The sequence below is a fragment of the Microbacterium sp. genome, assembly GCF_003248605.1.
Taxonomy (GTDB): domain Bacteria; phylum Actinomycetota; class Actinomycetes; order Actinomycetales; family Microbacteriaceae; genus Microbacterium.
In genome coordinates this window covers 17,980-38,251 of the sequence record NZ_QFPF01000014.1, presented here as the reverse complement: position 1 = coordinate 38,251, position 20,272 = coordinate 17,980, and the positions used below count along the sequence as shown (strand labels likewise).

21 protein-coding genes are annotated in these 20,272 nt (G+C 69.4%); 13 read left to right on the top strand and 8 right to left on the bottom strand.

Features of this window, described 5'->3' with window-relative positions:
* A partial coding sequence (locus tag DI573_RS03900) for a fatty acid desaturase (RefSeq protein ID WP_292810861.1) occupies nucleotides 1-687 on the bottom strand: 687 nt, incomplete at its 3' end.
* 374 nt (nucleotides 688-1,061) lie between these two features.
* On the opposite strand from DI573_RS03900, the gene DI573_RS03895 reads away from it, so the two are divergent.
* The 5 genes from DI573_RS03895 (at nucleotide 1,062) to DI573_RS03875 (ending at nucleotide 5,223) form a co-directional block, all read left to right on the top strand.
* Nucleotides 1,062-2,465, top strand: a complete 1,404-nt coding sequence (locus DI573_RS03895) for a DEAD/DEAH box helicase (RefSeq protein ID WP_292810858.1) — start codon at nucleotides 1,062-1,064, stop codon at nucleotides 2,463-2,465.
* Nucleotides 2,466-2,793: 328 nt separating this feature from the next.
* Nucleotides 2,794-3,486 carry an energy-coupling factor ABC transporter permease gene (locus DI573_RS03890; protein ID WP_292810856.1) on the top strand — a complete coding sequence of 231 codons (693 nt, stop codon included), beginning with the start codon at nucleotides 2,794-2,796 and terminating at the stop codon, nucleotides 3,484-3,486.
* Nucleotides 3,483-3,821 (top strand): PDGLE domain-containing protein, encoded by a 339-nt coding sequence (locus DI573_RS03885; protein ID WP_292810854.1) that lies wholly within the window; start codon nucleotides 3,483-3,485, stop codon nucleotides 3,819-3,821. Before DI573_RS03890 ends, DI573_RS03885 begins: the two co-directional genes overlap by 4 nt.
* Nucleotides 3,818-4,468 (top strand): cobalt ECF transporter T component CbiQ, encoded by a 651-nt coding sequence (gene cbiQ, locus DI573_RS03880; RefSeq protein ID WP_292810853.1) that lies wholly within the window; start codon nucleotides 3,818-3,820, stop codon nucleotides 4,466-4,468. The genes DI573_RS03885 and cbiQ overlap by 4 nt, the downstream gene beginning before the upstream one ends.
* On the top strand, nucleotides 4,465-5,223 hold the full coding sequence (locus tag DI573_RS03875; RefSeq protein ID WP_292810850.1) for an ABC transporter ATP-binding protein: 759 nt from the start codon (nucleotides 4,465-4,467) through the stop codon (nucleotides 5,221-5,223). Before cbiQ ends, DI573_RS03875 begins: the two co-directional genes overlap by 4 nt.
* A 15-nt stretch (nucleotides 5,224-5,238) precedes the next feature.
* On the opposite strand, the gene DI573_RS03870 is transcribed toward DI573_RS03875, so the two are convergent.
* Genes DI573_RS03870 through DI573_RS03845 form a run of 6 tightly spaced genes read right to left on the bottom strand, consistent with a single transcriptional unit; the run spans nucleotide 5,239 to nucleotide 9,750 of the window.
* Nucleotides 5,239-5,955: an urease accessory protein UreD gene (locus DI573_RS03870; RefSeq protein WP_292810848.1), complete on the bottom strand. Its 717-nt coding sequence runs from the start codon at nucleotides 5,953-5,955 to the stop codon at nucleotides 5,239-5,241.
* A complete protein-coding gene (gene ureG / locus DI573_RS03865; RefSeq protein ID WP_292810846.1) occupies nucleotides 5,952-6,734 on the bottom strand; it encodes an urease accessory protein UreG in 783 nt (260 codons plus the stop codon). The genes DI573_RS03870 and ureG overlap by 4 nt, the downstream gene beginning before the upstream one ends.
* Nucleotides 6,727-7,392 carry an urease accessory UreF family protein gene (locus DI573_RS03860; protein WP_292810844.1) on the bottom strand — a complete coding sequence of 222 codons (666 nt, stop codon included), beginning with the start codon at nucleotides 7,390-7,392 and terminating at the stop codon, nucleotides 6,727-6,729. The genes ureG and DI573_RS03860 overlap by 8 nt, the downstream gene beginning before the upstream one ends.
* 11 nt (nucleotides 7,393-7,403) lie before the next feature.
* Entirely contained in the window at nucleotides 7,404-9,101 is a 1,698-nt protein-coding gene (locus tag DI573_RS03855) for an urease subunit alpha (RefSeq protein ID WP_292810842.1), read from the bottom strand.
* A complete protein-coding gene (ureB, locus tag DI573_RS03850; protein ID WP_292810840.1) occupies nucleotides 9,088-9,438 on the bottom strand; it encodes an urease subunit beta in 351 nt (116 codons plus the stop codon). Before ureB ends, DI573_RS03855 begins: the two co-directional genes overlap by 14 nt.
* Before the next feature lie 9 nt (nucleotides 9,439-9,447).
* Complete coding sequence (locus tag DI573_RS03845) at nucleotides 9,448-9,750, bottom strand: urease subunit gamma (RefSeq protein WP_292810838.1); 303 nt, start codon at nucleotides 9,748-9,750, stop codon at nucleotides 9,448-9,450.
* A 425-nt stretch (nucleotides 9,751-10,175) separates the two neighbouring features.
* On the opposite strand from DI573_RS03845, the gene urtA reads away from it, so the two are divergent.
* The 8 genes from urtA (at nucleotide 10,176) to DI573_RS03805 (ending at nucleotide 18,029) form a co-directional block, all read left to right on the top strand.
* Nucleotides 10,176-11,483 (top strand): urea ABC transporter substrate-binding protein, encoded by a 1,308-nt coding sequence (urtA, locus tag DI573_RS03840; protein WP_292810836.1) that lies wholly within the window; start codon nucleotides 10,176-10,178, stop codon nucleotides 11,481-11,483.
* Nucleotides 11,484-11,572: 89 nt separating this feature from the next.
* Nucleotides 11,573-12,457, top strand: a complete 885-nt coding sequence (urtB, locus tag DI573_RS03835) for an urea ABC transporter permease subunit UrtB (protein ID WP_292810833.1) — start codon at nucleotides 11,573-11,575, stop codon at nucleotides 12,455-12,457.
* The gene (gene urtC / locus DI573_RS03830) at nucleotides 12,454-13,557 is read left to right on the top strand and encodes an urea ABC transporter permease subunit UrtC (RefSeq protein WP_292810831.1); all 1,104 of its coding nucleotides are present in this window, start codon (nucleotides 12,454-12,456) and stop codon (nucleotides 13,555-13,557) included. Before urtB ends, urtC begins: the two co-directional genes overlap by 4 nt.
* Nucleotides 13,554-14,375: an urea ABC transporter ATP-binding protein UrtD gene (urtD, locus tag DI573_RS03825; protein ID WP_292810829.1), complete on the top strand. Its 822-nt coding sequence runs from the start codon at nucleotides 13,554-13,556 to the stop codon at nucleotides 14,373-14,375. Before urtC ends, urtD begins: the two co-directional genes overlap by 4 nt.
* A gap of 1 nt (nucleotide 14,376) precedes the next feature.
* Nucleotides 14,377-15,063, top strand: a complete 687-nt coding sequence (locus tag DI573_RS03820) for an ATP-binding cassette domain-containing protein (RefSeq protein ID WP_292810827.1) — start codon at nucleotides 14,377-14,379, stop codon at nucleotides 15,061-15,063.
* Between the two features lie 52 nt (nucleotides 15,064-15,115).
* Nucleotides 15,116-16,864, top strand: a complete 1,749-nt coding sequence (locus DI573_RS03815; protein ID WP_292810825.1) for a hypothetical protein — start codon at nucleotides 15,116-15,118, stop codon at nucleotides 16,862-16,864.
* Nucleotides 16,865-16,872: 8 nt separating this feature from the next.
* Nucleotides 16,873-17,442: a TetR family transcriptional regulator gene (locus DI573_RS03810; protein ID WP_292810823.1), complete on the top strand. Its 570-nt coding sequence runs from the start codon at nucleotides 16,873-16,875 to the stop codon at nucleotides 17,440-17,442.
* Complete coding sequence (locus DI573_RS03805; protein WP_292810821.1) at nucleotides 17,439-18,029, top strand: TetR/AcrR family transcriptional regulator; 591 nt, start codon at nucleotides 17,439-17,441, stop codon at nucleotides 18,027-18,029. The genes DI573_RS03810 and DI573_RS03805 overlap by 4 nt, the downstream gene beginning before the upstream one ends.
* A 6-nt stretch (nucleotides 18,030-18,035) precedes the next feature.
* On the opposite strand, the gene DI573_RS03800 is transcribed toward DI573_RS03805, so the two are convergent.
* Complete coding sequence (locus DI573_RS03800; RefSeq protein WP_292810819.1) at nucleotides 18,036-20,216, bottom strand: malate synthase G; 2,181 nt, start codon at nucleotides 20,214-20,216, stop codon at nucleotides 18,036-18,038.
* Between the last annotated feature and the right edge of the window lie 56 nt (nucleotides 20,217-20,272).

Genomic DNA, 20,272 nt, shown 5'->3' with positions numbered 1-20,272 from the left:
GAGGAAGGCGAAGGCCATACCGAGCGGCAGCATCCAGAACACGGCGGTCAGAAGGATCGCGAAGCGCAGCGCGATCAGACCCAGCTCGACCCAGCGGCCCTTGAGCCCCGGCGTGGTGACGAGGTGGCGGATGCTGAGGTAGTGCAGGTTCAGGCCCTCGAGCAGCAGCAGCGGAAAGAAGAGGTAGCCCTGGCGCCGGGTGATGAAGCCGAGCAGACCGGAGGCCTTGGCCGCGTCCTCCTCGACGAAGGAGATCGTGTCGATCTCGATGTCGGGGTCGCGGCTGACGCGGTTGGGGTTGGCGTGGTGACGGGTGTGCTTGGAGCCCCACCACGAAAAGCTCATGCCCACGATTCCGTTGCCGAGGAATTTCGCCAGCCGATCGTTGGCGGGACCCGACGCGAGGATCTGCTTGTGCGCCGCCTCATGGGAGAGGAACGCGGCCTGCGTGAGCAGAATGCCGAGACCCCCGGCGATGAGCAGCTGGAACCAGCTGTCGCCGAGCAGAATGAATCCCGTGACGAGCCCACCGAAGGCGAGCAGCAGCGCACCGCCCACGAGGGCGTAGAAGCGTCGAGCCCGCTGCAGCAGACCGGTCTCGCGCACGATCTGAGACACCTCGGTGTAGGCGCGGGTCAGGTGCGGGTAGGTGTCGGACGACGCGTAGGTCTGGCGGACCGGACCCATCGTCGAGGCGGCGGATGCTGTCACAACGGCGGTGGAGGAGATGTCGCACCTTCTCGATCGGCGTCCCGCGATGCGGGTTCGGGCGGAAGCCAAAGGCAGGTGCCGATCGCTGTGGCCCACACTACGGGGGTGCATATGCCTGGACGCGGATGCACGGGGGGTTCTCAGGCATCCGACACGGGGCGTTCATGCAGCAACCACTGCTAGGCTCGCCCCTGGCGGTTCCGATCGCCTGCGTCGTCGACACGCTTCCCGGCCCGCCCCGCGGCTCGTGGCTCTTCTCGAACGGCGAACCGATGCGCGATCCCGCGCCGTCGCCCACTCCGCGCCTCACCGATCATCCGATCCCGTGCGCTCATCCCGAAAGCATCCCTATGCCTACTTTCCTCGACCTCGGCGTGCCCGCGCCCCTCGCCTCGGTGCTCGCCGCGCAGGGCAAGACCGAGCCCTTCGCCATCCAGCGCGACACGCTGCCCGACTCGCTCGCGGGCCGCGACGTGCTCGGCCGCGGCCGCACCGGCAGCGGCAAGACCATCGCCTTCTCGCTTCCGCTGATCGCCCGCCTGAGCGGGGCGCACGCCGCCCGCCGCACCGCCGGTCACGCCCGCGGTCTCGTGCTCGCACCCACCCGTGAGCTCGCGACGCAGATCGCCGCGACCCTCACTCCCCTCGCCGACGCCGTCGGCCTGAAGGTGACGACGATCTTCGGCGGCGTCAGCCAGCGCCCCCAGGAGCAAGCCATGCGCGGCGGCGTCGACATCATCGTCGCGTGCCCCGGCCGGCTCGAAGACCTCATGAAGCAGGGCGTCGTACGACTGGACCGCGTCGAGATCACCGTGCTCGACGAGGCCGACCACATGGCGGACCTCGGCTTCCTGCCGGGCGTCACGCGCATCCTCGCCGCCACGCCTCAGGGCGGGCAGCGGATGCTGTTCAGCGCCACGCTCGACCGCGGCGTCGATGCCCTCGTGCGCCGATTCCTCCGCGACGAGGTGCGTCACGAGGTCGACGAGGAAAGCGTGCCGCAGGGCGAGATGACCCACCGCGTGTTCGTCGTCTCAGACGCCGACAAGACCTCCCTCGTGCGCCACCTGGCCTCGGGCCGCGGCCGCCGCATCCTCTTCACCCGCACCAAGCACCAGGCGAAGAAGCTGGCCAAGCAGCTCACCGCGTCGGGCATCCCCGCCGTCGACCTGCACGGCAACCTCTCGCAGGCCGCGCGCGAGCGCAACCTCGCCGCGTTCGGCGCGGGCGTCGAGGCCGGCGGAGTGCGCGTGCTCGTGGCCACCGACGTCGCGGCGCGCGGTGTGCACGTCGACGACGTCGAGCTGGTCGTGCACGTCGACCCGCCCGTCGAGCACAAGGCGTACCTGCACCGCTCCGGCCGCACCGCCCGCGCCGGCGCCTCCGGAACGGTGGTCACGGTCGCCCTCGACGCGCAGCGGCGCGACGTGAACGACCTGCTGCGCAAGGCGCAGATCACCGCACCGCTGGAGCCCGTGTCGGCCGTGCACCCCGCGATCGCCGCGCTCGTCGGCGACCCCGCGCCGCACGTGACCCCGGCTCCCGTCCAGGCCCAGCCCGCGCAACGCTCAGGCGGCGGACGCTCGGGCGCTGCAGGCCGCTCCGGCGGCTCCGGCCGCCCCGCTCGCCCGGCGGCGGCGGCGTCGCGCGGCGAGTCCGGCCGCACCGGCGCACCGCGCACGGAAGGATCGGGCGGCGGACGCCGACGAGGCTCGCGCGGCGGACGCCCGCGCTCGGGCGCCGGACGCGCCTGAACCTCGAGCGGGATGCCGGAGACAGCATCCCGCTGAGTATCAAATCGTCGCGCCGAAAGCAACCCTCGGCACGAATCCGTCGCCTCGCCTAGCGTTGGACATGTCACACGGTGACTCCGTCAAGATGGACGGTGCTGCGAAGGAGCGCCTTTCTCTCGAGTGATGGACATGTGCCGTGCCGGGGGGCTCGGCGCGTACGGTGAAGGCCCCGGAGATCACTCCGGGGCCTTTCGCTGTGTGGCAACGCGTGACATCGCCTGAAACATGGCGGTCGTAGATTGGTACCTCCGCACCGATGCGCCGCGCGGGCGCACGCAAGGAGGATCTGATGCACGTCCCCGACGGATTCCTGGATCTGCCCACATCCATCGGGACCGGCATCGTCGCCGCGACGGGTATCGCCGTCGCACTGAAGCGGGCGCCCGCGGAATTCGTCGACGACCGCAAGGCGCCGATGGTCGGGATCGTCGCGACCGTCATCTTCGCTGCGCAGATGGTCAACTTTCCCGTGGGTCTCGGCACGAGCGGACACCTGATGGGCGGTGCACTCGCCGCCGTCCTGGTGGGGCCGGCGACGGCCGTGCTGTGTCTGAGCGTCGTGCTCATCGTGCAGGCCTTCCTCTTCGCCGACGGCGGGATCACCGCGCTGGGCACGAACATCACGCTTCTGGCGCTGGTGGGCGTCCTCGTCGGCTGGATCGTCTTCCGTGCCATCCTCCGCGCTCTGCCCGCCCGCAGCGGGGCTGTGGTGACGGCCGCCGTCTTCGCGGCGCTGCTGTCAGTGCCTGCGGCATCCGTGATCTTCGTCCTGCTGTTCGCGATCGGCGGGCAGGCGCCCGTGCCTGTGGGCGCCCTCCTGGCCGCGATGCTGGGCTGGCACAGCCTCATCGGCATCGGCGAGGCCGTGATCACCGGGCTCATCGTCTCGGCCGTCCTCGCCGCGCGACCCGACCTCGTCTACGGCGCGCGTTTCGTGCGCCGCGGCGCGCGTGCCGCAACCGAGAAGAGGGCCTTCGCATGACCGAACCGGCCGACGCCACCCGCGCCCGCGGCCGCCTGTCGACGCGCGCTTTCACCATCATCGCGCTCACGGTCGCTCTCCTGATCGCCTGCGTGGTGAGTGTCATGGCCTCGAGCAATCCCGACGGGCTGGAGTTCGTGGCCGGGGCGACCGGATTCCTCGACACCGCGACCGACAGCGCGGCAGCCGGCACTCCTCTGGCCGACTACGCGACGCAGGGCGTGTCGCACACGTGGCTCTCGACGGCGATCGCGGGGGCCATCGGGTGCGTCGTGACCTTCGGCCTCGCCGCAAGCGTCGGCCTCGTGGCACGTGGCCGGCGGCGCACGAGGTGACTCTCTCGCGCGCCGGGAACACGGCACTGGACCGCGTGCCGGCGCGCACGAAACTCATCGGCCTGATCGTCTTCGCCGTCGGGATCGTGGCGACCCCGCGCGAGTGGTTCGGCGTCTATGCGCTCGCCCTGGGGCTGCTCGTCGCCTTCATCGTCTCCGCCGGAATCCGGCCCTCGTGGATCGCGAAGCGGCTGACGCTCGAACTGCCTCTACTCGTCTTCGCCGTCGTGCTGCCGTTCGTCGCGATCGGTCCGCGCGCCGACATCGGCCCGGTCTCGCTCTCGATCGCCGGCATCTGGGGAGCATGGGCGATGCTCGCCAAGGCAACGCTCGCCCTCACGGCGACGCTCATCGTCGTGGCGACCACTCCGCCGGGCCGCCTTGTCCAGGCATTCGAGCGACTCGGGCTGCCCGGACAGCTGACCGCGATCATGGCGCTGATGCTGCGCTACATCGAGGTCATCGCCGACGAGCTCGAGCGGGCGCGTGTCGCGCGGGAGTCGCGCGGGTTCGATCTGCGCGGTCCGCGCGCGTGGCGGGTGCTCGCGGCATCCGTCGCCGGCGTGCTCATCCGCGCGCACGGCCGCGGTGAGCGGATCCACCTGGCGATGCTCGCGCGCGGCCACCGCGAGCCGGGCAGCGTGTGAGCGCGGCCGCCCTCGCCATCCGGGATCTGCGGTTCGCCTATCCCGACGGCAGACAGGTTCTGGACGGCGTGAGTCTCGACGTCGCCGCGGGCGAGCGGGTCGCGGTGCTCGGCCCGAACGGCGCCGGCAAGACCACGCTGATGCTGCACGTCAACGGGATCCTCGCCCCCCAGGAGGGATCGGTTTCCGTCGACGGGACGGATGTCACACCCGCGACCGTCCGCGCGATCCGACGTCGTGTGGGCCTCGTCTTCCAGGATCCCGACGACCAGCTCTTCAGCCCGACGATCGGCGAGGACGTCGCCTTCGGACCAGCGAACTACGGGCTGCGCGGCCAGGAACTCGCACGGCGCGTCGCCGCCTCGCTCGGTCAGGTGGGCCTCGCCGGAGCCGAGGACCGCCCCCCTCAGCGCCTCTCTCTGGGAGAACGGCGTCGCGCCGCGATCGCCACGATCCTCTCGATGGACGTCGACGTCATCGTGCTCGACGAACCGACCTCCAACCTCGATCCGACAGCGCGAAGGGAGCTCACGCAGACCCTCGACTCCCTTCCGGCGACGATCGTCGTCGTCACGCACGACCTGCCGTATGCCCTCGAGCTGTGCGCCCGCTCGGTGATCCTCGACGGTGGGCGCATCGTCGCCGACGGCCCGACCTCCACCCTGCTCGGCGATGTCGAGCTGCTGCGTCGTCACCGCCTCGAGCTGCCGTGGGGCTTCGATCCGCTGCGGGCGCGAGGCACGACGCGGGGCTGAGTCGTGTCCGAGCGGCTAGTCGAGCGACAGCGGCGCTCTCTCGCGCAGGAGCGCGGACCATTCCTCCCAGACCCGGTCGAGGCGCGACGTGTGCGTCTCGACGCCCAGATGCCGGGCGATCGCACCGGGATGCTCGAGCTCGAGGTCTCCGATCGACACGGGAGGCCGAACCCCGAGAGCGATCACGGTATCGAGCACGCGATGGTCGCCGAGCACGCCGGGCTCGGGGACGGGACCATCGAGGTCGAGCCGTTCGACGAGCACGGGACCGTCGGGGTCTGCCGCGGCGAACGACGATGAGATCCGGCCGCCCGGCTCCCCGTGCCTGCCGAGGACGAGGGTCTCGCGGATGAGGGCCGTTGCGCCGCGCGCCAGCTGGACCCTCGACCGGCGCTCGACGTCCGCTCCATCGGTGACGACGAACGGCAGTCCGCGCCAGAGCAGCATGCCCCCCGTCTCGATGCGAGCATTCATGGTCCACGCGGAGGGCCGGCCGTCGGCGCGATAGGCGATCGTGCCCCCGACGTCCTCGAGCTCGAGGACGCAGCCTTCGCCCACGTCGACCTCGAGGTGCACATGGTCGCCGCCGAGGAGGATCATCCCGGCCGCCGCGAGCGCGATGTGCGCTCGCGCGTCATCGCGCGAGATCAGTCGCGGGGCGAGCGCGCCGACGGCGAGGTCGACCCCGGCCCTCGAGGCGCCCCGGCGGACGGCGATGCGAGTGGGAGTCACTCGTGCGCGTGCGCCCCTGCGTTCGTGCGCGCGTGGTCATGGGAATGCGCGTGCGGGTCGTCATGCGCATGCACGAACCCGCCCTCCGGGTGCTCCTCGTCAGCGTGGAAGTGCGGCGCCATCGGCCCCGGATCCTGCGGGACATGACTGCCCGACCGGTGCGCGGCGAGCATGCCCAGCACCCATGCGCGCAGGGTCGAGATCGAGGACGGGTCGTGCTTGGAGAGCGCCAGCACGGCGCGTCCGTCGCGGGCGGTTTCGGCGTCCGAGACCATCAGCGCGACGTCGACGCCGACGTAGGGAGCCAGGTCGGTCTTGTTGACCACGAGCAGGTCGGCACGGCCGATTCCCGGCCCGCCCTTACGAGCGACGTCTCCGCCGCCGGCGACGTCCAGGACGAAGATCTGCGCGTCCACGAGCGCGGGCGAGAAGGTCGCGGTCAGGTTGTCTCCGCCCGACTCGATGAGCACCACGTCGAGGGGCGCGAAGTCTCGTTCGAGGTCTTCGGCCGCGATCAGATTGGTCGTGATGTCGTCGCGGATCGCGGTGTGCGGACACGCTCCCGTCTCGACCGCGCGGATGCGCTCGGGAGCGAGGACCCCCGCCGAGCGCAGGAACCTGGCGTCCTCATCCGTATAGATGTCGTTCGTGATCACCCCGAGCCGCAGCTCCTCACCCAGCGCCCGGCAGACGGTGGCGATGAGCGATGACTTGCCCGTGCCGACGGGCCCGGCGACGCCGAGACGGAGGGCGCGGACGGATGCGAGTGATTCAGGCACGGAAGAGCCTCCTGGTGATGGTCGCATGGGCTTCGGCCCACGCTTCGGATTGAGGGGCGCTCGAGGCGGGGATCGCGTCGGGCGAAGTGATCTGCGCGAGGATGGGCACGAGCGATTCGACCGCGGCGCACGCGTCGATGACGAGCCGCACGCCGTCGACCGGATCGCCCGGCTCGAGCTTGAGCAGCGCGGCGACGGCGCACGCCATGTCGTCGTAGATCGCGATCCGCACGAGGGCCTCGGCATCGATCCCGGCGTGGGCGGCGACGCCGCCGAGCACGACGGGGCGCGACCATCCCTCACGCGCGAGGCCGGCGATGGGCGGCGAGTCCGGCCACAGATTCGACGCCAGGCGCAGCAGTCCTCGTCCGAGCTCGCGTGAGGAATTGCGCGCGGCACGACTCGGTGTGCGGGCGGCCCACGCGCGTTCGATCGGCGCATAGCGATCGCTCCGGATGCCCGCGGCCCGCGCCGCGACAGCGGTCGCAGCATCCACGATCGTCGTCGTGCGGGCGCGCGCACGGAGGAACGCCGCGATCTGACCCGGGGGCATCCCGCCCTGCAGGGCCGGCTCCAGTCCCGACGAGAAGGCGTACCCGCCTGAGGGCAGGCGCGCATCGGCCAGCAGCATGGTGACGGTGTGGGCGGAGGGGGTCATCGGCGCACGTGTCAGAACATCGAGTACAGCTGAGCGAGCGGAAGGGAGGAGGCGGGGGCGGGCAGCACGGCGTTGCCGTCGATCGCGATCTCGAACGTGTCGGGCTGGATGACGATCGAGGGCAGCGCGTCGTTGTTCTTCATGTCGGCCTTGCCGATGTGCCGCGTCGGCTGCACGGCGGCGAGCCGACGACGCAGCCCCAGCGCCCCTGCGAGCCCGGAGTCGAGGGCGGCCGGCGAGACGTAGCTGACCGACAGATCGGCGCCGATCGTGTCGCCGAACGACGGCCGCATCATGACCGGCTGCGGCGTGGGGATCGAGGCGTTCGGATCGCCGAGCGCTGCCCAGGCGATCGCGCCGCCCTTGACGACCACCGAGGGGCGTACGCCGAAGAACTTGGGATCCCAGACGACGAGGTCGGCGAGTCGGCCGACCTCGACGGAGCCGACGTCGTACGCGATGCCGTGGGCGATCGCGGGGTTCACGGTGTACTTCGCCACGTACCGACGCGCGCGCTCGTTGTCGGCCGGCAACCCGCCCTCGAGAGGACCGCGTCGGTGCTTCATGACGTGCGCAACCTGCCACGTGCGGGTGATGACTTCGCCGATGCGTCCCATCGCCTGCGCATCGGACGACGTGATCGAGAGGGCCCCGATGTCGTGCAGGATGTCCTCGGCCGCGATCGTCGTCGCCCGGATGCGGGACTCGGCGAACGCGAGGTCCTCCGGCACGGCCGGGTTCAGGTGGTGGCAGACCATCAGCATGTCCAGGTGCTCGGCGACGGTGTTGACCGTGTGCGGCAGGGTCGGATTGGTCGAGCCGGGGATCACGTGGGGCAGGCCGGCGATCGAGAGGATGTCGGGCGCGTGGCCGCCGCCCGCGCCTTCCACGTGGAACGCGTGGATGGACCGCCCGGCCATCGCGGCGATCGTCGACTCGACGAAGCCTGCCTCGTTGAGCGAGTCGGAGTGCAGGGCGACCTGCAGACCCCAGTCCTCCGCCGCCCGCAGCGCCGCATCGATCGCCGCCGGGGTGGATCCCCAGTCCTCGTGCACCTTGTAGCCGGCGGCCCCGGCGAGCGCCTGCTCCTTCAGCGCGGCCGCCGACACGGTGTTGCCCTTGCCCAGCAGCAGCACGTTGACCGGCAGGGGATCGAGCGCGCGATGCATGTTCGTCAGGTGCCACGCGCCCGGGGTGACGGTCGTGGCCTTGGACCCTTCGGATGGGCCCGTGCCTCCGCCGACAATCGTGGTGATGCCGGTCGCGAGCGCCTCATGGACCTGCGACGGCGAGAGCAGATGCACGTGCGAGTCGATCGCTCCGGCAGTCACGATCCGCCCCTCCCCCGCGATCACGTCGGTGGAGGGGCCGATGATCATGTCGATGCCGTCGCTGATGTCGGGGTTGCCCGCGTGGCCGATGCCGACGATGCGACCGTCGCGGATGCCGATGTCGGCCCGCACGATCCCCCACCAGTCGAGGATGATCGCGTTCGTGATCACCGTGTCGAGCGCGCCGTCGGCGCGTGTGGTCGTCGCCTGTGCCATCGACTCCCGGATGGACTTGCCTCCGCCGAAGATCGCCTCCTCGCCTCCGACCGTGAGGTCCTGCTCGATCTGGATCCACAGGTCGGTGTCGCCGAGGCGCACTTCGTCGCCGACCGTCGGTCCGTAGATCGCGGCGTACCGCGATCGATCAAGCCAGACCATCGAGCATCCCCTCTTCTTCTGTCTTGATCTGGATGCCGGGCACACGCCGCCCTCCGCGCATCGCGACCGCGTCCAGCTCACGCGACGCGCCGGGTTCGAAGCGCTGGGACGTACCCGAGGGGATGTCGAGCCGGAAGCCGTGCGCGGCGACCCGGTCGAACTGCAATGCGGCGTTGGCATCGGGCAGGTGCAGATGCGACCCGATCTGGATGGGCCGGTCGCCGGTGTTCACGAACACGAGAGCGATGCGTTCGGCCCTTGAATGGTCGGCGTTGAGCTCGATCCGCCCGGGGCGGATGCGAAAAGCGCCGGGCCCTTCGTTCGAGACGGATTCCATGGCGCTCCCTCAGTCGATCGGATGGTGGATGGTGACGAGCTTGCGCCCGTCGGGGAAGGTCGCCTCGATCTGCACGTCGGCGATCATCTCGGGCACGCCCGCCATGACTTGGTCGCGGGTGAGCACCTGCCTGCCGGCCTCCATCAGCTCGGCGACACCGCGCCCCTCCCGCGCGCCCTCGATGACCCAGCACGACAGGAGCGCGATCGTCTCGGGGTGGTTCAGCGCGACCCCTCGAGAGAGCCTGTCGCGCGCAACCATCGCGGCGACCGAGAGAAGCAGCTTCTCGGTCTCGGCGGGCGTAAAGTGCATCGCTCTCCTCCGACGTCGGATCGATGTCAGAAGTGTGCCACACAGATGCACCCTCAGCGGGGACCAAGCTCGGCGAAACAACTGCAAGGCCGCATCGACCCGCGTGATTTCAGGCCTGACGGCGAAACGCACCCGAGACGGTTTACATGATCGGAACAATCGAGAAATGTCAGAGTAATGACACGGCTCCATGCTGACAAAAGACCGCAGCAGTCGGCGGGCACTTCCGCAGTACCGACATCTCCTGCTCCACCCCACCTGACCCCGCGTCAGTCCGGCCGGCCCCACGGGCCGGTACCGCCGACGAACGGCGTACCCGGACGCCGCCGCCCACGCCGTCCTTCGGCGCGCCTCGGCAACCGTTCGTGGGCACCACCCACCCGAAACGCACCACACCTGCAGCACAGAGAAACGGAGTTCCCTTCATGAGCACCATTCGCACACGGCGGCTCAAGACCGCGTTGGCGGTCCCGGCGATGCTCGCCACCGCAGCCCTCGTCCTGGCAGGCTGCGGCGCCCGCGCCAGCGACTCCGCGGATCCCGAGGAGTCGGCCGTCGGAGCATCGGAGAGCTGTCTCGACACCTCCGGCGAGACCATCAAACTCGGCTTCCTCAACTCCCTCACCGGCGGCATGGCGATCTCGGAGCAGACCGTCTCGAACGTGCTGCACATGGCCGCCGACGAGATCAATGCCGACGGCGGCATCCTCGGCAAGCAGATCGAATACATCCAGGAGGACGGCGCAACCGATTGGCCGACCTTCGCCGAGAAGACCGAGAAGCTGCTCACGCAGGACTGCGTAGGCGCGATCTTCGGCGGCTGGACCTCGTCGTCCCGCAAGGCCGTGAAGCCCGTCGTCGAAGAGCACAACGGACTCTTCTTCTACCCCGTTCAGTACGAGGGCCTGGAGTCTTCGCCGAACATCTACTACACGGGTGCGACGACCAACCAGCAGATCATCCCGGCACTGGACTTCCTCGCCGCCGAGGGCGTCGAGACCCTGTTCCTCGCCGGATCCGACTACGTCTTCCCGCGCACGGCCAACGCCATCATCAAGCTGTACGCCGAGGAGCTCGGCATCGAGATCGTCGGCGAGGAGTACGTTCCGCTCGATCGTGACGACTGGACCACTCAGGTGGCGAAGATCGTCGAGGCCGACCCCGACTTCATCTTCAACACGATCAACGGCTCGTCGAACGTCGGCTTCATCAAGGCCTACTACGACGCCGGCCTCACCCCCGAGACCAACCCGATCATCTCGGTGTCGATCGCCGAGGAAGAGGCACCGGCCATGGGACACGAGGTCACGGGCAACTACGCGTCGTGGAACTACTTCCAGTCGATGGACACCCCGAACAACCCGGCATTCATCGAGCGCTGGCAGGCGTACCCCGGCAGCAGCGGGGTGACCAGCGACCCGATGGAGGCGGCGTACATCTCGCTCTATCTCTACAAGGCGCTGGTCGAGGCGGCCGGCTCATTCGACGTCGACGCCATCAACGCCGCGGCCCTCGAGAACGAGATCACCGTCGACGCGCCCGAGGGTGTGGTGACGCTGGACGGCGAGAACCACCACATCTCCAAGCCCGGCAACATCGGTCGCATCAATGCCGAGAACCAGTTCGACATCGTCTGGTCATCCGAGGGCTTCATCGATCCCGACCCGTACCTCGAGGGATACGACTGGTTCCCCGAGGACGTCCGCGAGGCGCTCGTCGCCGCCGCAGGCTGACCGCGCCAGCGGTGCGCGGGGGTCGGTGTCCCACCGGCTCCCGCGCACCGCTCCTTGACCATCGCCACTTCGACAGAGAGCGACCGCACGTGGATGCACTCATCCCGCCCCTGCTGAACGGCAGCGCACAGGGCGCCCTGCTGCTGCTCGCCGCGCTTGGGCTCACCCTGACATTCGGCCAGATGGGGGTGATCAATATGGCGCACGGCGAGTTCATCATGGCCGGCGCCTTCATCGCCTACCTCACCCAGCTGGTCGTCGTCTCCAGCAACCTCTCGATCCTCGCCGCGCTGCCGCTCGCCTTCATCGGCGCCGGCATGCTCGGTCTGCTGCTCGAAGTCGGCATCATCCAGTGGATGTATCGACGACCACTCGACACGCTGCTCGTCACCGTCGGCGTGAGCCTGATCCTGCAGCAGATCGCCCTGCAGATCTTCCCCGCACAGGGCGTACCCGTCGAGAGCCCCGCGTGGCTCGACGGCCAGCTCGATGTCTTCGGCTACGGCTGGCCGCTGCGCCAGGTGTTCACGATCGTGCTGGCGGCGCTCTGCCTCGCCGCGCTCGCCGCCTGGCTGAAGTACTCGGCCTTCGGGCGCCGGATCAGGGCGACGGTGCAGAACCGGGACCTCGCCGAGACCAGCGGCATCCGCACCCGCAACGTCGACCGCATCACGTTCTTCGTCGGCTCCGGTCTTGCCGGAGTCGCCGGAGTCGCCGCCTCGCTCATCGGCGGCACCAACTCCCAGATGGGCACTCAGTACATCATTCCGGCATTCCTCGTCGTCGTCGCCGGCGGGGTCGGCCAGATCAAGGGCACCGTGATCGCCGCGTGGGTCGTGGGCGTCGCCCTGGCGTTCTTCGCCGACTGGACGACCGGCAGCATGGCGCAGGTGCTCGCCTTCGTGCTCGTCGTGGTCTTCCTGCAGTTCCGCCCGCAGGGCCTGTTCACCGTTCGCACCAGGGGGCTGACATGACAAAGATCAAACCGTGGCTTCCGCTCATCGGCATCGGCGTGTTCGCCGTCCTGCTCCTGGTCATCGCCCCCGCTGTGCTCTCCATGCACTGGCTCAACAACCTCGGCAAATACGCGTGCTGGGCGATCGCGGCCGTCGGCATCGGGCTGGCCTGGGGACGGGGCGGGATGCTGGTGCTCGGTCAAGGTGTGTTCTTCGGGCTCGGCGCCTACGCGATGGCGATGCACATGACGCTCGAGACGGCCGGGCCCGACAGCCTGCCGATCTTCATGATCCTCTACGATCCGCAAGCGCCCCTGCCCGCCTTCTGGGAGCCGTTCCGCAGCCCCGTGTTCACGCTGGTGGCGATCATCGCATTGCCGGTCATCGTGGCATCGATTCTCGGCTACGCGCTCTTCAAGCGCCGCGTGAAGGGGGCGTACTTCGCGATCCTGACGCAGGCCCTCGCTGTCGCTCTTGCGGTGCTGATCAGCTCGACGATTCGCGAGACGGGCGGCGACACCGGACTGAGCGATTTCGAGTACTTCTTCGGTTTTGTCCTCGACGACGACGCCAACAAGGTGATGGTGTTCATGATCGCCGCGTCCCTGCTCATCGTCTGCCTGCTCGCCGTCTGGCAGCTCAACCGCAGCCGATACGGCGAGCTGCTGATCGCCACGCGCGACGCCGAGGAGCGCGTGCGCTTCCTCGGCTACGATCCCGCCAACATCAAGCTTCTCGCCTTCGTCGTCGCGGCCGTGATGGCCAGCATCGCGGGAGCGATGTTCGTGCCGATCGTCGGGATCATCACGCCGGCCGAGATCGGCGCAGCGGCCTCCATCCTGATGATCGCGGGGGTCGCGCTGGGGGGCCGTGCGTCGCTGTTCGGGCCGGCACTCGGGGCCATGGCGATCGGCTGGGGCCAATCGAGTCTCGGCTCGACCTGGCCGAGCGGATGGATCTACGTCCTCGGCCTCATCTTCATCCTGGTCACGCTCTTCCTGCCGATGGGCCTGTCCTCGCTCGTGGGTCGGGCGAAGGACGCCCTGTGGCGCTCCCGGTCGAAGCCCCCGGCATCCACCGACACGGCGACCCCCGCTCTCGAGGAGGCGAAGAAATGACCCCCGCGACAGAATCGCTCGTCGTCACCGACCTGCGCGTGGAGTTCGACGGATTAGTCGCCGTCGGAGGGGTGTCCTTCGACGCCCATCCGGGTGAGGTGCGATTCCTCATCGGACCGAACGGCGCCGGCAAGACCACGTGCATCGACGCCATCACCGGCCTGTCCAAGGGCTCCGGATCGGTCACGCTCGCCGGGCAGGAACTTCTCGGAACCCCCGTCAACAAGATCGTGCGGCTCGGAGTCGGGCGCACGTTCCAGACCGCGAGCGTGTTCGAGCAGCTGACGGTGCTGCAGAACCTCGACATCGCGGCAGGGCTGCATCGATCGCCGTTCTCGCTGCTGCGCGCGCGGCGCGGCGTCGATCCGTCGATCGAACAGGCCCTGGAGGAGACCGGTCTGACGAAAGAGCGCGAGACGCCCGCGGGGATCCTCTCGCACGGTCAGAAGCAGTGGCTCGAGATCGGGATGATGCTCGTGCAGCAGCCCCGCGCGCTCCTGCTCGACGAGCCCGTCGCCGGCATGAGCCAGGACGAACGCACGGCCACGGGCGAACTGCTGCAGCGCATCGCCGAGAAACGCATCGTGCTGGTGGTCGAGCACGACATGGACTTCATGCGCCGTTACGCCTCGCGGGTGACGGTGCTGCATCAGGGCACCCTGCTCTCGGAGGGCACGGTGGCGCAGGTGCAGGCCGACCCGAAGGTGCAGGAGGTCTACCTCGGCACCGCCGGCGCAGCGACGACGACCGGGATGCTGGTCGTGCCCGATGCCGCGTCCGCCGGACCCGACGCCGCCGCGCGAGAAGAGGGAGCCTGACATGCTCGAACTGAACGACATCCGCGCGGGCTACGGCCGCACGCTCGTGCTGCACGGCGTCACGCTGCCGCGCTCCGACACGGTCGTGGCCGTGCTGGGCCACAACGGCGCCGGCAAGTCGACGCTGCTGCGTGTCGCGATCGGGCTCATCAAGCCCCGCAGCGGGCAGGTCATCTTCGACGGCGAGGACGTGACGGCGCTTTCTCCGAACAAGCGCGTCGCGCGTGGGATGGCGTACGTGCCGCAGGGTCAGCAGTCCTTCGCGCAGCTGACGACGATGGAGAACCTGCAGCTCGTCGCCGACGGCCGCCGGGGCGGCAAGGCCCTCATCGAGCAGCAGCTCGCCCGCTTTCCTGCTCTCGAGAAGTTCGCGACCCGCAAGGCGGGACTGCTCTCGGGCGGGCAGCGTCAGCAGCTCGCGATCGCCAGGGCACTCATCACCGAGCCCAAGCTGCTGATCCTCGACGAACCGACCGAGGGAATCCAACCCACGATCGTCGCCGAGATCGAGCACACGGTGATGCAGCTGGCGGGCGAAGGCCTGTCGGTGCTGCTCGTGGAGCAGCACATCGGGTTCGCGCTCGAGGCAGCGGACAAGTATCTGGTCCTGGCGAGCGGCTTCGCATCGAGCACCGGCGAGGGCGGCGCGGCCGCGGCGGAGGGCGTGCGCGCCGCGATGGCGATCTGAGTCGGTGCCCTCGTGCGCACCGCAATGCGGCTGAAACACGAGAATCGAGACAATGAGCCCCACGTGCGAGACGCAGGGGGTCGCGACGGTGACGAGGGCAGACAACGCGCGGGCGGCCGCCGAGGACAGCCTCGAGGACTATGCCTTCCGGTATGTGCCGCGCTCCTTCCGCCGCTGGAGCGCCGGGGCCGTCGGCGTCACGGCACTCGGGTCGATCGCCTTCCTGGCCGACTTCTCCATCGGCGCGAGCATCGGCATCGAGCACGGCACCCACAACGCCGTGCTCGGCATCCTGCTGGCATCGGTCGTGATCTTCATCGTCGGCACGCCGATCGCCTACTACGCCGCCCGCTACAACCTCGACCTCGATCTGATCGCCCGCGGATCGGGGTTCGGCTACTACGGCTCGTCGATCACGACCGTGATCTTCGCCGTGTTCACGTGCATCTTCTTCGCGCTCGAGGGCGCGATCATGGCACAGGGACTGCAGGTCGCCGCGGGAATCCCCCTGCCGATCGGCTACCTCATCTCGACGGTCGTCGTGATCCCGATCGTGATCTACGGCATGCGCGCGCTCGAGCGCCTGCAGTTCTGGACGACGCCGCTCTGGCTCGCCCTGGCGCTGCTTCCCCTGCTGTGGGTGATCGTGTCGGATCCCGACGCCGTGCAGGCGTTCGTCTCCTTCACCGGCAATTCGGATGGCAGCGTCGACGTCGGCGCCATCGTCGCAAGCGCGGCGGTGTGTTTCGCGCTGACGCCGCAGCTCGCCGAGCAGATCGACGTCATCCGCGCGATGCCGCCCCGCTCGCGCGCCAACACTCAATCCTGGTGGACGTCGTTGCTGTTCGCCGGCCCCGGCTGGGTGCTCTTCAGCGGTGTCAAGCAGGTGGTCGGCGTCTTCCTGGCGGTCTACCTCTTCACGCGGATCGACGCCGAGCTGGGCGCCAAGGCGACCGAGCCCGTGCGACAGTTCGTCGGGCTGTACTCCTCGGTGATGCCGGAGTGGCTGGCGATGGGGCTCGCGCTGATCCTCGTCGTGGTCGCCCAGGTGAAGATCAACGTCACGAACGCGTACTCGGGGTCCCTCGCCTGGTCCAACGTCTACACCAGGCTCACCAAGACGTACCCGGGCCGCTCGGTCTTCATGTACTTCAATCTCGCGATCGCCCTCGCGCTGATGTGGATGGATGTGTTCAGCCTCATCGCATTCGTACTCAGCCTGTACGCGAATGTCGTGATGGCGTGGTTGGTGACCATCGCCACGGACATCGTCGTCAACAAGAAGCTGCTCCGGGTCTCGCCGAGCTTCCCCGAGTTCCGCCGCGGGATGCTGCACGACTGGAATCCCGTCGGCCTCGTCTCCGTGGGGCTCGCTTCCCTCCTGTCACTGTCGGCATTCGGCGGTCTGTTCGGCGAGGGCGTCCGCCCGTTCTCGGTGCTCATCGCGATCGTCGTCGCGTTCGTGACGACCCCGGCGATGGCGCTGGCCACGCGGGGCCGGTACTACCTCCGGCGCCGCACCGACGGCATCCCCTCCCCTCTGCTCGACGCGGACGGCAATCCGTCGGGCGAGCGGTTGCGCTGCCACGTCACGGGCTATACGTTCGAGCGCCCGGATATGCTGGCATCGGCGGAGCGCGGACCACACGGCGAGACGCAGTACGTCTCCTCACTGGCTCTCACCCTGGACGGCACGGATCAGTACATGCTGCCCCCCGAGACCGCGGCGAGCGCTCTCCCGCCCCCGGTTCCCCAGCGGGCCGCGAACCCCGCGGCGAGGCGGATGAGTCGAGAAAAGTGAGGTCCGTGATGGCAGAGCCGGTCGACACCGCGACCGCCATCCTCGCCAGCGCCGCGGCGATGCTGCGGGAGCAGACCTTCGACGACATCTCGTACCGTGCCCTCGGCGACGCGGTGGGGGTGTCGGAGCGGACGGTCTACCGCCAGTACCCGACGCGCTCGCATCTCCTGGCCGCTCTCGCGACGTGGGTGGAGCAGACGCACTTCGCGGTGCCCCCGTTCGTGACGATCGAAGAGTTCCGGACAGCCATTCGTGCGCGATTCCGAAGGTTCGATGAAGCCCCCGCGTTCGCCTTCGTCTGCGCGCGCGCGGCAACGATCTCGCCGACCGATGACGTGGAGACCAGCTACCTCACGCGGGCGATCGAGGCGTTGCTCGCGACCCGCGCACCCACGCTCAATGCACGCGATCTCCAGCGGGTCGCCGCGACGCTTCGTTACTTCGCCTCGGCGCAGTTCTGGGCGCGGTGCCGCGCAGGATTCGACATGGACGCCGAAGAGATCGGCGACATCTTCGACGGGACTCTTGATCTCGCGATGGGCGGTCGGCCGTCGCAGACGTGGGTGAGCGCGGGATGATCACACCCGACGACGACCTCGCCGCAGCGCCCGGGGACCTGGGCCGCACGCAGGCGGCGATCCTCGCGGCGTACGCCGAACTCATCGAGGAGATCGGCACCGACGACGTGTCGTTCCGGCTCATCGCGCGGCGCGCAGGAGTCGGCGAGCGCACGGTGTTCCGTAATTACGCCGCACGCATCGATCTGTTGCTGGCGACAGCGGCGTGGCTCGAGCAGAGCGTCTTCGCGCGCGAGCCGATGCGGTCCGTCTTCGATGTGCCGCTCGCGATCCGCGAGGCGATGGAGGCGTATGACCGGCGCCCCGAGCTGGCGCACGTCGTCGCCGAGACTCAGATGCGCGGCGTGAGCGGCGCGGCCCCGTCGCCTCGTCGCGAGCAGCTCGATCAGAGGCTCCGTGGCGAAGTGCCTGATATGTCCACGGCCGAGCGTCGCGCGCTTGTCGCGGCGCTGTCGCATCTCGACTCGGCGGCGACCTGGGTGACCATGCGGCGCGAGTTCGGCATGGACGGCCGCGACATCGCGGATGCCGCCGGGTGGGCGGCCGAAGCGATGCTCGACCCCATCCGCAACCGCGTCACCACCTGATCCCCCTCAGACGCAGGCGACGGATGCTGCAGCTTTCGCCTCTCGACGGCGACGGTGCAGGATCGGCTCGGTGTAGCCGTTCGGCTGCCGGGCCCCCTCGAAGACCAGCTCGGTGGCCGCGGCGAACGCGATACTGCCCTCGAGGTCGTCGCACATCGGTCGGTATGCAGGATCGGCGGCGTTCTGGGCGTCGACGACCGCCGCCATGCGGCGCATGCTCTCTCGCACGACGTCCGCCTCGACGACGCCGTGGTGGAGCCAGTTCGCCAGGAGCTGGCTCGAGATGCGCAGGGTTGCGCGATCCTCCATGAGCCCGACGTCGGAGATGTCGGGCACCTTCGAACACCCGACACCGAGATCGACCCAGCGCACGACGTACCCGAGCAGGGACTGCACGTTGTTCTCGACCTCCCGCCGGCGCTCCTCGGCGCTCCAGGCAGCCGGGTCGCCGACCGGGGGCGTCAACACCCGGTCGAGCGATGCTCGCGGCCTCGTCGAGATCTCCGCCTGCCGGGCTGCGACATCCACCTCGTGATAGTGCACGGCGTGCAGTGTCGCGGCCGTCGGCGAGGGCACCCACGCGGTGCTCGCCCCGGACCGCGGGTGCGCCGCCTTCTGGGCAAGCATGTCGGCCATGAGGTCCGGCATCGCCCACATCCCCTTGCCGATCTGACCGTGTCCGACGAGCCCCGTCGCAAGCCCGACGTCGACGTTGCGGTCCTCGTAGGCGGCGATCCACACCTGGGTCTTCAGCTGCGCCTTGGGCACGACCGGGCCCGCCAGCATCGCCGTGTGGATCTCGTCACCCGAGCGATCCAGGAACCCCGTGTTGATGAAGACGATGCGATCGGCGACCTCGGCGATCACGGCTTCGAGGTTCACGCTCGTGCGCCGCTCCTCGTCCATCACGCCGATCTTGATCGTTCCGACGGGCAGCTCCAGCATCCGCTCGACGGCGATCAGGATGTCGCGCGCCAGCGCCGCCTCGGCGGGGCCGTGCATCTTGGGCTTGACGATGTAGATCGACCCGCGGTCGCCGTTTCGACGCGGGTTCGCCTCGTCTCGGCCCGGAAGCGCGCACAGCGACGTCACGATCGCGTCGAGCAGACCTTCGCCGATCTCTTCACCCCCGGCATCCCTCACGGCGTCCGTCGTCATGAGATGCCCGACGTTGCGTACGAACATCACCGCGCGACCGGGCACCGTCAGCCCCGTCCCGTCCGGCGCGGTGTAGTGGCGGTCATCGGCCAGGGTCCGGGTGATCTCGCGACCACCCTTGGCGAGTCGCTCGGAGAGATCTCCGCGGTTCAGGCCCAGCCAGTTGCGGTACGCCGCGACCTTGTCGGACGCGTCCACGGTCGCGACGGAGTCCTCGAAATCGACGATCGTCGAGAGGGCCGACTCGAGCACGACGTCGGCGATGCCCGCCGGATCGGCGGCGCCGACGATGCTCTGCGGGTCGAAGCGGATGTCGATGTGCAGGCCGTGGTGGCGCAGCAGCACCGCATCGGGGCGATCGGGGTCGCCGATGTACCCGCGCAGCGCACCCGCGTCCGCGAGCCCGGCGTGAGCACCGTCGAGCAGGGACGCCTCGAGCCGGCCGCGCACCACGCGGTAACGGACCGTGTCGCGGTGGCTCCCCGACGCGAGCGGAACCGCACGATCCAGCAGATCACGCACCCACTCGACGACGAGGGCTCCGCGCGCGCCGTCGTAGCCGGGTCCGTCCGCGGTGCCGGGAATCGCGTCGGTGCCGTACAGCGCATCGTAGAGCGAGCCCCAGCGCGCGTTCACGGCGTTCAGCGCATAGCGCGCGTTCGTGACGGGCACGACCAGTTGGGGCCCGGCGAGCACGGCGATCTCGTCATCGACGCCCGTCGTCGTGACGATCGGATCCGTCGCCGGCGCATCGACGAGATACCCGATGCGCCGGAGGAACCAGCGGTAGGCCGCCGGGTCCTCGATCGGACCGGGGTGGGCGCGGTGCCAGTCGTCGACCTCGGACTGCAGGCGATCACGCTCGGCCAGGAGCGCCCGCGTGCGGGGTCCGAACTCCGCGGCGAGGGTCGCGACGCCCTCCCAGAAGGCGCGGGGCGTGAGGCTCGAGTGCGGCAGCGCCTCGTGCTCGATGAACGTGCGCAGTTCGGGCGCGACGCGGATGCCGGCGATGTCGTCGTACTCGGTCACGGCGGATCTCCTCGTTTCGGGGACCCGCCGATCGTCGCAGGCGCATAGGATCGGCG

Coding starts and splice junctions, on each gene's coding strand:
- DI573_RS03895 (WP_292810858.1), top strand. CDS start 1,062: ATGCCTACTTTCCTCGACCTCGGCGTGCCCGCGCCCCTCGCCTCGGTG.
- DI573_RS03890 (WP_292810856.1), top strand. CDS start 2,794: ATGCACGTCCCCGACGGATTCCTGGATCTGCCCACATCCATCGGGACC.
- DI573_RS03885 (WP_292810854.1), top strand. CDS start 3,483: ATGACCGAACCGGCCGACGCCACCCGCGCCCGCGGCCGCCTGTCGACG.
- DI573_RS03860 (WP_292810844.1), bottom strand. CDS start 7,392: ATGACCCCCTCCGCCCACACCGTCACCATGCTGCTGGCCGATGCGCGC.
- DI573_RS03855 (WP_292810842.1), bottom strand. CDS start 9,101: ATGGTCTGGCTTGATCGATCGCGGTACGCCGCGATCTACGGACCGACG.
- ureB (WP_292810840.1), bottom strand. CDS start 9,438: ATGGAATCCGTCTCGAACGAAGGGCCCGGCGCTTTTCGCATCCGCCCC.
- DI573_RS03845 (WP_292810838.1), bottom strand. CDS start 9,750: ATGCACTTTACGCCCGCCGAGACCGAGAAGCTGCTTCTCTCGGTCGCC.
- urtA (WP_292810836.1), top strand. CDS start 10,176: ATGAGCACCATTCGCACACGGCGGCTCAAGACCGCGTTGGCGGTCCCG.
- urtC (WP_292810831.1), top strand. CDS start 12,454: ATGACAAAGATCAAACCGTGGCTTCCGCTCATCGGCATCGGCGTGTTC.
- urtD (WP_292810829.1), top strand. CDS start 13,554: ATGACCCCCGCGACAGAATCGCTCGTCGTCACCGACCTGCGCGTGGAG.
- DI573_RS03820 (WP_292810827.1), top strand. CDS start 14,377: ATGCTCGAACTGAACGACATCCGCGCGGGCTACGGCCGCACGCTCGTG.
- DI573_RS03815 (WP_292810825.1), top strand. CDS start 15,116: ATGAGCCCCACGTGCGAGACGCAGGGGGTCGCGACGGTGACGAGGGCA.
- DI573_RS03810 (WP_292810823.1), top strand. CDS start 16,873: ATGGCAGAGCCGGTCGACACCGCGACCGCCATCCTCGCCAGCGCCGCG.
- DI573_RS03805 (WP_292810821.1), top strand. CDS start 17,439: ATGATCACACCCGACGACGACCTCGCCGCAGCGCCCGGGGACCTGGGC.